Source organism: Pseudoalteromonas sp. CO325X, assembly GCF_004208955.1.
GTDB classification, from domain to species: Bacteria; Pseudomonadota; Gammaproteobacteria; order Enterobacterales; family Alteromonadaceae; genus Pseudoalteromonas; species Pseudoalteromonas ruthenica.
In genome coordinates this window covers 201,770-214,663 of record NZ_SGPG01000022.1, presented here as the reverse complement: position 1 = coordinate 214,663, position 12,894 = coordinate 201,770, and the positions used below count along the sequence as shown (strand labels likewise).

The window sequence follows — 12,894 nt, the reverse complement described above, 5'->3', positions numbered from 1 at the left end:
CAGGATTAACTTGCTTGATTGAGTTGCTCGCCAATATCGAGTGCACAGGCCGGTAACGCTAAACTATAGAGTTGCGCGCTAATTGGTTTGAAGCCTGCACGGGTAAGCGTATTGATACTGCGGTGATTTTCGACCATCACTCGTGCTTGGATACGCGTGAGCGGCTTATCAATATAGCGGCCGTATTCGGCTAATAGCAAAGCTATTGCTGCTTGCATATAACCTTTACCCCAATGCTGAGGATGAAGTTCAAAGCCGAGCTCCGCGCAACCTTGGGCGATATTATATAAGCCGCAGCTACCAATGACCTGGTGCTGGTGAATGATAGCAAAGCGCACGCCTTGCCCTTTTAGAAGTAGTTCGATGTCCGCTTGAATCATACTACGCACCTCAGTTTTAGTTTTCGGTGGTAAATAATCATTAAAGCGAAAAACCAAAGGCTGCGAGAGAATAGCAAACATTGCCGGTGCATCTTTGTGGCCTATGGGGCGTAAACTGAGCCCGCGAGATGGGCAGCGATTCATAGCGGTAAGAGTATATCGGGCTTGAGTTAGCGAATTATTGCCTTAAACTATGCTCAAGAGCAAGCACTAGAAGTTAAAAACACTCATGGCTGATGATTTTATTATGGTTCCTCCTACTACCACGGTGTACTGCCCTAAACGCGGCGAGGGCTGGACGTTAACAGGGATCACTGGCATTGAGGAGTTCGTTTCAGTGATGTTTGATGGCGTCCGCTACACCCTAAGCGCCAAAGAGGTGGTTGAGGAGTTGATCCCCAACCAGCAGCAACGCCAGCAACAAAGCGCGTAATTGCTTAACTGAAAACAAAAAAGCGCACTCCAAAGTGCGCTTTTTTTAGTTCCACAACAGCCGTTAGCTTTGCGTTGACAGTGCATGAATTCGCGCATCCAATGGCGGGTGTGAAGCAAATAGCTCACCAATAGAGCGCCCTGGTGCGATACCAAAGGCCATCATTGAGCCTTCTAGCTGTGACTCATGGTTGCCTTTTAAGCGCTCTAGTGCGGCACGCATTTTATGTGCGCCCACTAACTCGGCTGCGCCTCTGTCTGCGGCAAATTCACGTTTGCGGCTGAAGTAAGCAACGACCACAGAAGCGAGTATGCCAAATAACACCTGAAAAACCATATCGAAAATAAAATAGGTCCAGCTGGGGCCACTTTGCTCCTCATCGCCATTGAGGAAATTATCAACGATGCCAGCCAATACCTTAGCAAAGAAGATAACGAAGGTATTCACGACTCCTTGAATCAACGTCAATGTCACCATGTCGCCATTGGCCACATGAGAGACTTCATGAGCGAGTACCGCTTCGGCTTCTTCTTGGCTCATGTTGTGAAGCAAGCCACTGCTTACCGCGACTAACGCGTTGTTTTTCGATGGTCCAGTAGCAAAAGCATTGATTTCTGGGCTGTCGTAAATAGCAACCTCTGGCATGTTGATACCGCGTTGACGCGCTTGCTCGGCAACCGTGTTTACCAGCCACTGCTCGGTACCGGAGCGCGGCTGCTCAATAACATATGCGCCAGTGGAGCGTTTAGCTATCCACTTAGACATCAACAATGAGATAAAGGAGCCACCAAAACCAAACACAGCGGCGATGATGAGGATCCCTCCCATACTGCGACTTGATATCCCCAGCACCGAGAATACGATAGATAACACCACACCCAGCACTAACATAACGGCAAGGTTGGTCAATAAAAAGAGCACAACACGTTTCATACTACATTTCTCCAACGGGTAAGATTATTCATTAGGGATCATCGAGTGATCCATAATGGATAGCGTCACCCTATCGACGCGTTATGCTCAATATATATAGGCAGATGTTTACGGTATCAAGTTATTTCGGCAAACGGATTTGTAAGCAACTGTAACCTTAACCTAACTCGAATAGCTCCATTAGAGCGCGGTGGATTTTTAGCTTTGGTGTGTGCTCGGTATAAGGGCTTTCACCAAGAAATGGAGCTGGCAGCCTTGCTTTCAAAGTGGCCAAATTGGCATCGTATTCCTGCATCTGTGGATCCACTTGGTTGGCTACCCACCCAGCGACGTGTACACCTTGATGCGCCAGCACTTCCATCGTTAATAATGCATGGTTGAGGCAACCGAGTTTCATACCCACCACTAAAATGACTGGCAGCTGCTCAGCAAGCACCCAATCACTTAACAGCTCCGTGTCGTTGATGGGTAGTAGCCAACCTCCGGCGCCTTCGGTAATGAGAATATCGGCACCGCAACTTTTAAACTCGTTGTATGCGCTGCGTAACTTGCTAATGCTAATATGTTCTCCTTGCTGCGCAGCAGCAATATGAGGTGCAATCGGTGGCGCAAAAATAAACGGATTTACTTGCTCATAGAGCACATTGGTGTTGCCGCTTTCGATGAGTGTCAGTGCATCAGTATTGACCAGTCGGCCAAACGCCTCCTCAGCACCAGCGGCGATGGGCTTAAACCCGGCCGCCTTCTTTTTATGCTGTACAGCGAGTTTCAGTAGCAAGCTGGTAACATGGGTTTTACCTGCATCGGTGTCGGTTGCGGTAACAAAAAACTGTTTCATTTAATGAGCTCCAAAAATGCGACGTTATAGCTTAACTCCACGCCCGGCTGCGATCCCTGCAAATGGTTGAGAATCTGCATATACTGATTCTTCGATAAGTGACGGTGGCCATGCTCACAGCTATTGGCACCAATAGCCGACAAACTTTTTAACGCCTGTTTAGCACTGTCAAAGCGATCGAATAACCTTGCTTCATGCTGCCATTGCACCTTAAACCCAGCTAGCTTTGCCGCTAGGGTCAAATCGCCAACACGTATAAATTGGTTAATGGCTGGCACCCCTGCCGTGGCAAAAGCAGCTTTCACTTCCTCAAGGGAGCCCTCGCTCACCACGGCAATATATGCCCGCCCATTCGCCGTTAAAATACGGTGTAACTCGCAAAGTAAGGCAGCTAAATCAGCAGACCATTGCATCGCAAAGTTACTAAAGACGGTATCTATCGCTGCACTGTGTATTGGTAGCGTGTCCATATCTGCGCACACCACATGATTGTCATCGCCACCTAAGGTTCGTGCACACTGGAGCATGGATTCTGATAAATCAAGAGACACTAACTGCTGTGCCCTGACACTGAGCGCATGGCTATTGACGCCGGGACCCGCGCCTAAGTCTAAACATACACCCAAATGTCTGGGGCCAATGTAGTCTAACAAAACATTACTGCTCGCGGCTTGCACCCGCGCATGCTGCTGATAATTCGTTGCCGCTTTGGAGAATTGCCGCTGGGTAGTGAGTTTTAACGCCGCACTCATCGGCATTGCTCCAAGGCGCTGACTAAGGTGTCGATATCTTGCTCAGTATGAGCCGCCGTTAAGGTAATACGCAAACGCGCAGTATTGTGGGCCACAGTGGGCGGTCGTATAGCACTAAGCCATATGCCTTTTTCACGAAGTTGATTTTGCATCACCAACGCTGATTCACTATCGCCGACGATCAACGGCTGTATCGGTGTATCTGAGGGCATCAGCGCTAAATGAGCCGCCGCACATTGGCTTTTAAAGTAATCAATCAGTGCTGATAAATGTTGGCGCTCGGCGTCGGCCGCCAACAACTGCGTTAGTCGCTCGTCAATCACCTCACATTGCAAAGCGGACAGTGCCGTGGAGTAAGTGTAATCGCGATTACTTTGCAGCAGCAAATCAATGACCTTGTTGCTAGCTAGTACAATAGCACCATTAGCGGCTAGTGCTTTACCAAAGGTGAGCACTAAAATATCGGGCTTAAGCACTGCAGCGCTGCCTTTGCCTCCACCGAGTACCCCAAACCCATGGGCATCATCAAGCATTAACCAGGCCCGGTGCTTCTCACATTGACTTCGCAGCTGTTCAAGGGGCGCGCAGTCGCCATCCATTGAGAACACGCCCTCGCTCACCACCAGCTTATGGTGGGCTTTGGATTTGCCCAAGCGCGCATCCAGATGCGCCATATTATTGTGATTAAAGCGCTGCATCTGTGCGTTAGCAGCAAGGCCGCCATCGACTAAACTGGCATGATTCAGTTTGTCTTGCACAATCAAGCCTTCACGGGCTTGAGCAAACAAGGCTTTTAGCACACTGGCATTCGCACTAAAACCGCTGGCAAACAGCAGCGCTGACTCAAAGCCATAAAGTGCGCAAAAACGTTGCTCTAGCTCTGCTTGCTGACGACTGTACCCAGTAACCAACGGCGAACTGTGCCCGCCACTGCGCCCTTTTAATGGCGGCAGCGGCCGATCGCCTAAGGCAAGATAGTCATTGGACGCAAAATTTAAATAGCGTCGACCATCTACGGCCAAGGTGCGCGCACACATGTCATCGACGACCACGCGCTGACGCAGTAAGTGCTGCTCTTTGGCCCCCTCGAGCACATTATCAATGTATTCAAACGCCATTAGGGTGCTTCGTAAAACAGCTCTGATGTTTTCTTATCAGCGATAGCTGAACTTAATGACGCTTCATAGGCCTCGTCTGAGTAATCCTGAGCCTGCTCTGGGCGCATCCCCAGTTTGCGAATAAGGTTCATATCGGCATCGGCTTCTGGGTTATCGGTGGTCAGCAATTTGTCACCATAGAAGATGGAGTTTGCTCCGGCAAAGAAACACATGCTTTGCATCTGCTCATTCATTGCCGTGCGCCCTGCTGATAAACGCACGTAGCTTTTCGGCATCATGATACGCGCCACAGCAATGGTGCGAATGAACTCGAACTGGTCTAAATCATCGACGTTTTCTAAAGGCGTGCCCTTAACCTTGACCAGCATATTAATCGGTACACTTTCCGGTTGCTTAGGCAAGTTTGCCAGTTGGATCAGTAGGCCGTAGCGATCAGAAGCCTGCTCTCCCATACCGATAATGCCACCGGAGCAAACCTTCATGCCGGCATCACGCACATGATCCAGTGTGTCTAAACGGTCTTGGTAAGTGCGCGTCGTGATAATCTGCTCATAGTATTCAGGTGAAGTATCAAGGTTATGGTTATAGTAGTCTAACCCCGCCCCGCGCAGCTGCTTGGCTTTATCGTTATCGAGCTTACCCAGTGTCATACAGGTCTCTAAACCAAGCTCTTTTACTTCGCGGACCATGCGTTCAATGTAGGGCATATCGCGGTCTTTAGGGTCTGACCATGCAGCGCCCATGCAAAAACGGGTCGCGCCTTTTGACTTGGCGGCCCTGGCCTGCTCAACCACTTTTTCTACTTCCATCAAGCGTTCACGCTCGAGGTCGGTTTTGTAGTGCCCTGACTGAGGGCAATATTTACAATCTTCTGGGCAGGCGCCGGTTTTAATCGATAATAAAGTCGAAATTTGCACTTCGTTAGGGTTAAAGTGTTGACGGTGAATGCTTGCCGCTTTGAACAGCAAATCATTAAATGGCATGTCAAAAAGGGCTTTAACTTGTTCGTGCGTCCAGTTATAACGGATTTCGGCCTGTTCCATAGAGTTCTCTTTATTATCGACGGTAGAATTTAATTTTGTATCAGTCTACGAGTTGCCTTAGTATTGTCAACGCTGCAATGACATTTGAAGTTTACCTATGAGCAATAATTATACACATATCGACACTGAGTTTGATCGTGAGCACATTTGGCACCCCTACACATCAATGCTCAACCCTCTTCCCAATTACCCCGTTACCCATGCTGAGGGAACCCGCATTTATCTGCAAAGTGGCGAAGCCTTAATTGATGGTATGGCATCGTGGTGGAGTGCCCTGCATGGCTACAATCACCCCAAACTAAATGAAGCGCTGCAAAGCCAAAGCAACAATATGAGCCATGTTATGTTTGGCGGTATCACTCACGCGCCAGCAGTTGAACTGTGTAAAAAATTAGTGGCGATGACTCCTAAAGCGCTCGACAAGGTGTTTCTTGCCGATGGCGGCTCAGTAAGTGTGGAAGTGGCAATAAAAATGGCAGTGCAATATTGGTATAGCCAAGGCCATAAACAAAAGCATAAGCTTATGACCCCGCAAAAGGGCTATCACGGCGATACCTTTGCCGCGATGAGTGTGTGCGACCCGGTCAACTCAATGCACAGTATGTATCGCGGATTTTTACCCGAACAAATCTTTGTGCCGCCACCCCGTAGCCGTTTTAATGAACACTTCGACGCAGAAGAGGCGCACACCCTAGAGCAATACTTTGCCAAACATCATCATGAAGTGGCGGCTTTTATCATTGAGCCCATCGTCCAAAATGCCGGCGGTATGAACTTTTATCATCCCGACTATTTAAAAACTGTGCGCCAGTTGTGCGACCGCTACGAGATATTGCTTATTTGCGACGAAATTGCCACTGGCTTTGGCCGCACCGGTACCTTGTTCGCTGTTGAACACGCCGATATTACTCCAGATATTATGTGTGTGGGTAAAGCTCTTACCGGTGGCTATATGACCTTAGCCGCAACACTGACCACGAGTCATGTAGCACGCGGTATTTGCGAAGGCGAAGCAGGCGTTTTGATGCACGGTCCCACCTTTATGGGTAACCCGCTGGCCTGCGCCGTGGCCAACAAAAGTCTCGAATTGTTGCTCGATAATAATTGGCATGGACAAATAAAGGATATTCATCATTGGCTTGGTGCCTTAGAGCGCTGCCGCGAATTAGCCGCCGTGGTTGATGTACGCCGCCTTGGCGCCATCGGTGTAGTTGAGCTCAATAGCGCTGTGGATGTCGCCAAGATCCAGCAGTTCTTTGTCAGCCAAGGAGTCTGGATCCGCCCCTTTGGTAAATTGATTTATCTTATGCCGCCGTTTGTTAGCAGCGAAAGCGACATTCAGCGCTTAGCCACGGCAATATACGATGCTATCGCTCAGGGCCATTACTAATGAGGTGGTGACTGTTGCCCCTTTGAGCTGGCTATCGCCACAGTTTATAATCAGCTCAAAGAGTTAGCTTACTTTTCGCTGAACAATTAGTTTCACTGCGTAGCAATTTCACACACGCTTGAGCGCGCCAAAGGCCGCTCTTTGCGTGTTACAGCGCAATTATATTCGCACTTAGGACTAGGAATTGGCTTGACCTTTTTGTTAGAGTACCAACCTTTTCAACTAGCAAGTGAAAATATATGCAGCAAACCGTTCAAATACAGCCAGCGGAAACCTTTGTCCCGCCTAGGTTTACCGTGTATCAACACCGTCAAATTGATAAAATTGAAGCCCTACACCAACTACCAGAGCATATGCGCTTTGAGATGAAGGTCGTGGCCAGTGTATTCCCATTCCGCGTAAATAACTTTGTAATTGAAGAATTGATTGATTGGGATAAAGTTCCCAATGATCCGGTATTCCAACTTACGTTTCCTCAGCGTGGTATGTTAGATGACGAGTCGTACGAGCAAATGGCTGCGCTGCATAGAACGGACCCAACCGCTGAACAGGTAATGGAACTGGCACAACAGATCCGTAACAAGCTGAACCCGCACCCTGCCGGGCAAATGGAAAAGAATGTGCCCGAGCTCGATGGTGAGCGCGTTGAAGGCATCCAACATAAGTACAAAGAAACCGTGTTGTTCTTCCCAGCACAAGGACAATATTGTCATTCTTACTGTACTTTCTGCTTCCGCTGGGCGCAGTTTGTTGGTAAAGCGACACGTTTCAATAACAACGATGCGGACTTACTGCATAACTATCTGCGTGAGCACAAAGAGGTTACCGATCTACTCGTCACTGGCGGTGACCCAATGGTAATGCGTACCGTCAAGCTTCGTGGCTACCTTGAAAAGCTTAAAGAGCCCGAATTTGACCATATTCGCACCATCCGTATTGGCACCAAGTCACTGACTTTCTGGCCGTTCCGTTATTTAACCGATCCTGATGCGCAAGACTTACTGGCCTTGATTAAAGAGCTTGTGGATGCAGGCAAGCACGTTTCCATTATGGCCCACATAAACCATAAGCAAGAGCTGCGCACCGCCGCTACACGTGAAGCGATTGCCCTATTGCGCAAAACCGGCGCGCAAATCCGTACCCAAGCACCACTCCTTAATAACATTAATACCGACCCGAATATGTGGGCGGAAATGTGGAAAGAGCAAACGCAGCTAGGGATGATCCCGTACTACATGTTTATTGAACGTGATACCGGGGCCAAGCGTTACTTTGAGCTACCACTTTATAAAACTTGGGAAACCTTCCGCGAAGCTTATAAACAGGTATCCGGTGTCAGTCGTACCGTGCGCGGCCCATCTATGAGTGCCGGCCCAGGTAAAGTGGAAGTATCTGGCGTCAGCGAGATTGCCGGTGAAAAGGTCTTCGTACTGCGCTTTATTCAAGCTCGCAACCCAGATTGGGTTCAGCGTCCTTTCTTTGCTAAGTATGACGAAAACGCCACATGGCTTAATGACTTAAAACCTGCATTTGGCGAAGAAAAGTTCTTCTGGGAAGACGAATACAACGCCATGTAATAAAAAAACCGCCCTTGAGGCGGTTTTTTTACGACTTATAGTTACCACTCAAATTGATAGGCCATTTTCGCTATCGTCCGCAGCGCTACTTTGTGGGTGTTGCGCTGAGCATATAGGTGTTGCATTGCTTTGTCTTTTACCTCGCCAACGATCACCTCTTTGACTTGATAACCGAGCGCATGCGCGGCTTCAATGTAGGCGATAAATTCCCACTTTTTGATATTGGTGTTATCAACAATCACTAACGGAATGCCCTCCGCGAGCGCTTTAATATAACGGGCTAAATTAAGATTGTGATATTCAGGTAACTTGTGCTTATCAAATTGATAGTGGCCATCTTGCACGAAGAAATCGTCGGTACTGCAAATAAAGTATTGGCTAGCATCGCCGGCAACGAGGTCGTCGGCAAGGCTCTGCGCATAGTGGGTTTTACCACTACCTGGCAAGCCGCGTAGGATAAAAGCTTGTTTCATTAACTACTCACTGCGTTTTAACTTAAGATTGCAAGGGTAAAGCTGACACACAAAAACGCTAAAGCAATAAGCGAAAGTGCAGCCAGATGCATCATTTTATTTATATTTCTTGCCCTTATAATGCCACAAACGCAGCAAAGACCACACAGCATTAGCATGATTAAGGCGCTATTTTTCGGTTTTAAGAGCCAATGCTCGCGAATGGGCACGTCGAAATAACGTAATATGCCGTAATCTACATCAGGGCGAGCGTAGTGAATCAATACTAATACCACAACAAAAAGCACCCAGCCTACACCTGCACACCAAGCGACTAATCGAAAAGGGCCCGGTTTATCTCCCCTCAACATGCTAAAGCGTCTCAATAATAAGTTATATATGATTAGTTTAGGTGATATTTTCTACGCTTTTACGTATTTCTGCCCTGATTGAGGCAATTGGCAGTTTTTTTCTCCCTAAATCACGGTTAAGATAGGCCTCTTAACTTTCATCATAATACTGCTGCTGCCAAGGTGCAGCACAGTGGGCAATAGTAATCATTGGAGTGAAAATGAGCCATACAGCAATCGCCGAGCTATTAAAAGGCGCCGTTGCCGTGGACACCCAGGTCAACATTAAAGGTTGGGTGCGCACACGTCGCGATTCTAAAGCAGGTATTTCGTTTCTAGCCGTTCATGACGGTTCGAGTTTTGATCCTATCCAAGCTGTAGTGCCTAATTCGCTCAATAATTATGATGAAGTAACCCGTTTAACGGCCGGCTGCTCGGTAAGCGTAACCGGTAAGCTCGTTGCGTCAGCCGGTAAAGGTCAGGCCTTTGAAATTCAAGCGGACAGCGTTGAAGTAATTGGCTGGGTAGAAAATCCTGATACGTACCCTATGGCAGCAAAGCGCCATAGTATTGAGTACCTACGTGAGCACGCCCACCTGCGTCCACGTACCAACGTGATTGGCGCGGTTACCCGTGTTCGTAACTGCTTATCGCAGGCTATCCACCGCTTTTTCCATGAGCGTGGCTATATGTGGATCAGCACTCCCATCATTACCGCCAGTGACTGCGAAGGCGCTGGTGAAATGTTCCGAGTGTCGACATTGGATATGCAGAACCTACCACGTACTGATAAGGGCGATATTGACTACAGCGAAGACTTTTTCGGTAAAGAAGCATTTTTAACGGTATCAGGCCAGCTCAACGGTGAAACCTATGCCAGCGCAATGTCAAAGATCTACACCTTTGGCCCCACCTTCCGTGCTGAAAACTCTAACACCTCGCGCCACCTGGCAGAGTTCTGGATGGTCGAGCCGGAAGTGGCCTTCGCCGATTTAAACGACATCGCTAAGCTTGCAGAAGACATGCTTAAGTATGTCTTTGCTGCGGTATTGGAAGAGCGTCGTGATGATATGGAGTTCTTCGCGCAACGTATCGAGAAAACCGCCATCAGTCGTCTCGAGGAATTCGTCAGCAAGGACTTTGCACAGGTTGATTACACCGACGCTATCGAGATTCTTAAGGCGTGCGGTAAGAAGTTTGAATACGCTGTTGAGTGGGGTGTGGATTTACAGTCTGAACATGAGCGTTATCTGGCTGAAGAGCACTTCAAAGCACCTGTGGTTATCAAAAACTACCCGCGCGATATCAAAGCCTTCTACATGCGCCAGAATGAAGACGGCAAAACCGTTGCAGCAATGGATGTCGTTGCCCCAGGGATTGGCGAGATCATCGGTGGCTCGCAGCGTGAAGAACGTTTAGATGTACTTGATGCTCGTTTAGAGGAAATGGGCTTAAACAAAGAAGACTATAGCTGGTATCGCGACTTACGCCGCTACGGCACGGTGCCTCACTCAGGCTTTGGTTTAGGTTTTGAACGTTTAGTCGCTTACGTGACCGGTATGGGCAATGTCCGTGACGTGATTGCCTTCCCACGCACTAAAGGCAGCGCTACTTACTAATAACGGCGCACGCTATAGACATCAAAAACCCGCTCACGTAGCGGGTTTTTATTTGCGCCTAAGCTGTTGAAACAACATTACCTACAAAAAAGCCCACAACACAAAAACAGTCGCGGGCTTTTTGTAAATTAGTTGCGCTTTAAAGCTTGGCTTCTAACTCAGGTAGAACATCGAATAAATCAGCCACTAACCCATAGTCAGCTACTTGGAAAATCGGTGCCTCTGGGTCTTTGTTGATAGCTACAATGACCTTTGAGTCTTTCATACCTGCCAAATGCTGGATGGCACCACTGATACCCACGGCTATGTACAAATCAGGAGCGACAATTTTGCCGGTTTGCCCTACTTGCATATCGTTCGGCACAAAGCCCGCGTCTACCGCAGCGCGTGAAGCGCCAATAGCCGCACCGAGCTTATCGGCAATACCTTCTAACAGTTTGAAGTTTTCACCATTTTGCATGCCTCGACCGCCGGAAATAACCACATCAGCAGCGGTTAATTCAGGGCGTTCAGACTCAGTTTGCTCTTTAGAGACAAACTCACTGTTCGTTGAGGCCATGCTATTGTCAATCTTTTCGATGCTGGCACTGCCGTCGCTACTCACCGCATCAAAGGCACTGGCACGCACAGTAATAACATGCACAGACTCAAGTGACTTCACCGTCGCAATGGCGTTACCAGCATAAATCGGGCGTTTGAACGTATCAGCGTCGATAACATCAATAATGTCCGATACTTGCGCTTTGTCTAACAGCGCCGCAACCCGTGGCATAATGTTTTTGCCGGTGGTCGTCGCACTGGCAAATAAATGGCTGTAATCACCCGCTAGGCTCACAATTAAATCAGCGGTGTTTTCAGCTAGTTGGTGTGCATAGTCACTGCTGTCAGCGACCAACACGCGACTGACACCGCTTAGCTTGCTGGCCTGTTCGGCTGCGTCATTAAGGTTTTCACCAACCAGCAACACATCAATATCAGCGCCTACTTTGTGCGCCGCGCTTAATGTCTTCGCGGTTTCAGGCTTTAGTTCACCGTACTCGTGCTCAGCTACCACTAATGCTTTCATGACACCACCTTTGCTTCATTTTTTAACTTATTCACTAAGGTTTCAACGTCTTCGACGATTTCACCACTTTGACGCTGAGCAGGCTCTTCCACGCTCACCAACTGCACTCGCGCAGCAAGGTCGACGCCCATATCCGCAGCGCTTTTCACATCTAAAGGTTTGCGTTTTGCTTTCATAATGTTAGGCAATGATGCATAACGGGGTTCGTTCAAACGCAAATCAGTCGTGACAATCGCAGGAAGCGCGAGCGCTACAGTTTGTAAGCCACCATCAACCTCACGCGTCACGTTCACTTTGCCATCGTTAATATCCACTTTTGAGGCAAAAGTACCCTGCCCCCATCCGCGTAGTGCAGCCAGCATTTGCCCAGTTTGGTTATTGTCTGAGTCGATACTTTGCTTCCCTAAGATAACCAAATCGGGTTGCTGCTCATCAATTAACTTGTCGAGTAGTTTTGCCACATGCAGTGAGTCTAGCTTCTCATCACTTTCGATATGAATGGCGCTGTCGGCACCCAGAGCCAGTGCAGTGCGCAACTGCTCTTGCGATGACTTATCACCAATAGTCACAGCAACCACTTCCGTTGCCTTACCTGATTCTTTTAGGCGAATAGCTTCTTCTATGGCGATTTCGCAAAATGGGTTCATCGCCATTTTCACATTCGCCAAATCGACATCGCTGTTATCTGCCTTTACGCGTACTTTGACGTTGTAGTCGATGACACGTTTGATGGGCACTAATACTTTCATATTTGCTCCTGTTGACACGCGAGTGGACGTTTTAAAGCGGCTGTAACCTGCGCGGTTACTACTGACACGCCCACACCTGACGTTAACGTAAACTTATTTATTTGATGAAATCAGACTACTTCCTGTTGACGTAAACGTCAACCTAAAATAACCTTGGACAATAACCTTTTGTGTAACGATTAATTTGCATTTCG

At 48.2% G+C, this 12,894-nt stretch carries 13 protein-coding genes; 4 read left to right on the top strand and 9 right to left on the bottom strand.

The window, feature by feature from the left end:
- Nucleotides 1-5: 5 nt before the first annotated feature.
- A complete protein-coding gene (locus EXT46_RS13185) occupies nucleotides 6-524 on the bottom strand; it encodes a GNAT family N-acetyltransferase (protein ID WP_130147810.1) in 519 nt (172 codons plus the stop codon).
- A gap of 85 nt (nucleotides 525-609) precedes the next feature.
- Here EXT46_RS13185 and EXT46_RS13180 point away from each other — a divergent pair, with 85 nt between their 5' ends.
- Nucleotides 610-813: a hypothetical protein gene (locus EXT46_RS13180; RefSeq protein ID WP_022946585.1), complete on the top strand. Its 204-nt coding sequence runs from the start codon at nucleotides 610-612 to the stop codon at nucleotides 811-813.
- A 63-nt stretch (nucleotides 814-876) separates the two neighbouring features.
- Here the strand turns inward: EXT46_RS13180 and htpX are convergent, their stop codons facing one another.
- The 5 genes from htpX to bioB form a co-directional block, all read right to left on the bottom strand.
- Entirely contained in the window at nucleotides 877-1,746 is an 870-nt protein-coding gene (gene htpX, locus EXT46_RS13175; RefSeq protein WP_022946584.1) for a protease HtpX, read from the bottom strand.
- A gap of 157 nt (nucleotides 1,747-1,903) precedes the next feature.
- Nucleotides 1,904-2,584, bottom strand: coding sequence for a dethiobiotin synthase (gene bioD / locus EXT46_RS13170; protein WP_130147808.1), 681 nt, complete (start codon nucleotides 2,582-2,584; stop codon nucleotides 1,904-1,906).
- Nucleotides 2,581-3,336, bottom strand: coding sequence for a methyltransferase domain-containing protein (locus EXT46_RS13165; protein ID WP_165381126.1), 756 nt, complete (start codon nucleotides 3,334-3,336; stop codon nucleotides 2,581-2,583). Before EXT46_RS13165 ends, bioD begins: the two co-directional genes overlap by 4 nt.
- Nucleotides 3,333-4,454 carry an 8-amino-7-oxononanoate synthase gene (locus tag EXT46_RS13160; RefSeq protein ID WP_130147804.1) on the bottom strand — a complete coding sequence of 374 codons (1,122 nt, stop codon included), beginning with the start codon at nucleotides 4,452-4,454 and terminating at the stop codon, nucleotides 3,333-3,335. Before EXT46_RS13160 ends, EXT46_RS13165 begins: the two co-directional genes overlap by 4 nt.
- On the bottom strand, nucleotides 4,454-5,497 hold the full coding sequence (gene bioB / locus EXT46_RS13155; RefSeq protein ID WP_130147802.1) for a biotin synthase BioB: 1,044 nt from the start codon (nucleotides 5,495-5,497) through the stop codon (nucleotides 4,454-4,456). The genes EXT46_RS13160 and bioB overlap by 1 nt, the downstream gene beginning before the upstream one ends.
- 97 nt (nucleotides 5,498-5,594) lie before the next feature.
- On the opposite strand from bioB, the gene bioA reads away from it, so the two are divergent.
- Both bioA and EXT46_RS13145 read left to right on the top strand, forming a co-directional pair.
- On the top strand, nucleotides 5,595-6,887 hold the full coding sequence (gene bioA / locus EXT46_RS13150) for an adenosylmethionine--8-amino-7-oxononanoate transaminase (RefSeq protein ID WP_053910475.1): 1,293 nt from the start codon (nucleotides 5,595-5,597) through the stop codon (nucleotides 6,885-6,887).
- A 239-nt stretch (nucleotides 6,888-7,126) separates the two neighbouring features.
- Nucleotides 7,127-8,464: a lysine 2,3-aminomutase gene (locus EXT46_RS13145; protein WP_053910474.1), complete on the top strand. Its 1,338-nt coding sequence runs from the start codon at nucleotides 7,127-7,129 to the stop codon at nucleotides 8,462-8,464.
- 41 nt (nucleotides 8,465-8,505) lie between these two features.
- Here the strand turns inward: EXT46_RS13145 and EXT46_RS13140 are convergent, their stop codons facing one another.
- A complete protein-coding gene (locus EXT46_RS13140) occupies nucleotides 8,506-8,937 on the bottom strand; it encodes an ATP-binding protein (RefSeq protein WP_022946577.1) in 432 nt (143 codons plus the stop codon).
- 550 nt (nucleotides 8,938-9,487) lie between these two features.
- Between EXT46_RS13140 and asnS the strand changes: the two genes are divergently transcribed.
- Entirely contained in the window at nucleotides 9,488-10,885 is a 1,398-nt protein-coding gene (gene asnS / locus EXT46_RS13135) for an asparagine--tRNA ligase (protein ID WP_130147800.1), read from the top strand.
- Nucleotides 10,886-11,024: 139 nt separating this feature from the next.
- Here the strand turns inward: asnS and EXT46_RS13130 are convergent, their stop codons facing one another.
- Together EXT46_RS13130 and EXT46_RS13125 are read right to left on the bottom strand one after the other, a co-directional pair.
- Complete coding sequence (locus EXT46_RS13130) at nucleotides 11,025-11,951, bottom strand: FAD-binding protein (RefSeq protein ID WP_045978322.1); 927 nt, start codon at nucleotides 11,949-11,951, stop codon at nucleotides 11,025-11,027.
- Nucleotides 11,948-12,700, bottom strand: a complete 753-nt coding sequence (locus EXT46_RS13125) for an electron transfer flavoprotein subunit beta/FixA family protein (protein WP_130147798.1) — start codon at nucleotides 12,698-12,700, stop codon at nucleotides 11,948-11,950. Before EXT46_RS13125 ends, EXT46_RS13130 begins: the two co-directional genes overlap by 4 nt.
- Nucleotides 12,701-12,894: the final 194 nt, after the last annotated feature.

Bases quoted from the DNA above. Each gene is read 5' to 3' on its own strand.
- EXT46_RS13185 (WP_130147810.1), bottom strand. From the start codon at position 524: ATGAATCGCTGCCCATCTCGCGGGCTCAGTTTACGCCCCATAGGCCAC.
- EXT46_RS13180 (WP_022946585.1), top strand. From the start codon at position 610: ATGGCTGATGATTTTATTATGGTTCCTCCTACTACCACGGTGTACTGC.
- htpX (WP_022946584.1), bottom strand. From the start codon at position 1,746: ATGAAACGTGTTGTGCTCTTTTTATTGACCAACCTTGCCGTTATGTTA.
- bioD (WP_130147808.1), bottom strand. From the start codon at position 2,584: ATGAAACAGTTTTTTGTTACCGCAACCGACACCGATGCAGGTAAAACC.
- EXT46_RS13165 (WP_165381126.1), bottom strand. From the start codon at position 3,336: ATGAGTGCGGCGTTAAAACTCACTACCCAGCGGCAATTCTCCAAAGCG.
- EXT46_RS13160 (WP_130147804.1), bottom strand. From the start codon at position 4,454: ATGGCGTTTGAATACATTGATAATGTGCTCGAGGGGGCCAAAGAGCAG.
- bioB (WP_130147802.1), bottom strand. From the start codon at position 5,497: ATGGAACAGGCCGAAATCCGTTATAACTGGACGCACGAACAAGTTAAA.
- bioA (WP_053910475.1), top strand. From the start codon at position 5,595: ATGAGCAATAATTATACACATATCGACACTGAGTTTGATCGTGAGCAC.
- EXT46_RS13145 (WP_053910474.1), top strand. From the start codon at position 7,127: ATGCAGCAAACCGTTCAAATACAGCCAGCGGAAACCTTTGTCCCGCCT.
- EXT46_RS13140 (WP_022946577.1), bottom strand. From the start codon at position 8,937: ATGAAACAAGCTTTTATCCTACGCGGCTTGCCAGGTAGTGGTAAAACC.
- asnS (WP_130147800.1), top strand. From the start codon at position 9,488: ATGAGCCATACAGCAATCGCCGAGCTATTAAAAGGCGCCGTTGCCGTG.
- EXT46_RS13130 (WP_045978322.1), bottom strand. From the start codon at position 11,951: ATGAAAGCATTAGTGGTAGCTGAGCACGAGTACGGTGAACTAAAGCCT.
- EXT46_RS13125 (WP_130147798.1), bottom strand. From the start codon at position 12,700: ATGAAAGTATTAGTGCCCATCAAACGTGTCATCGACTACAACGTCAAA.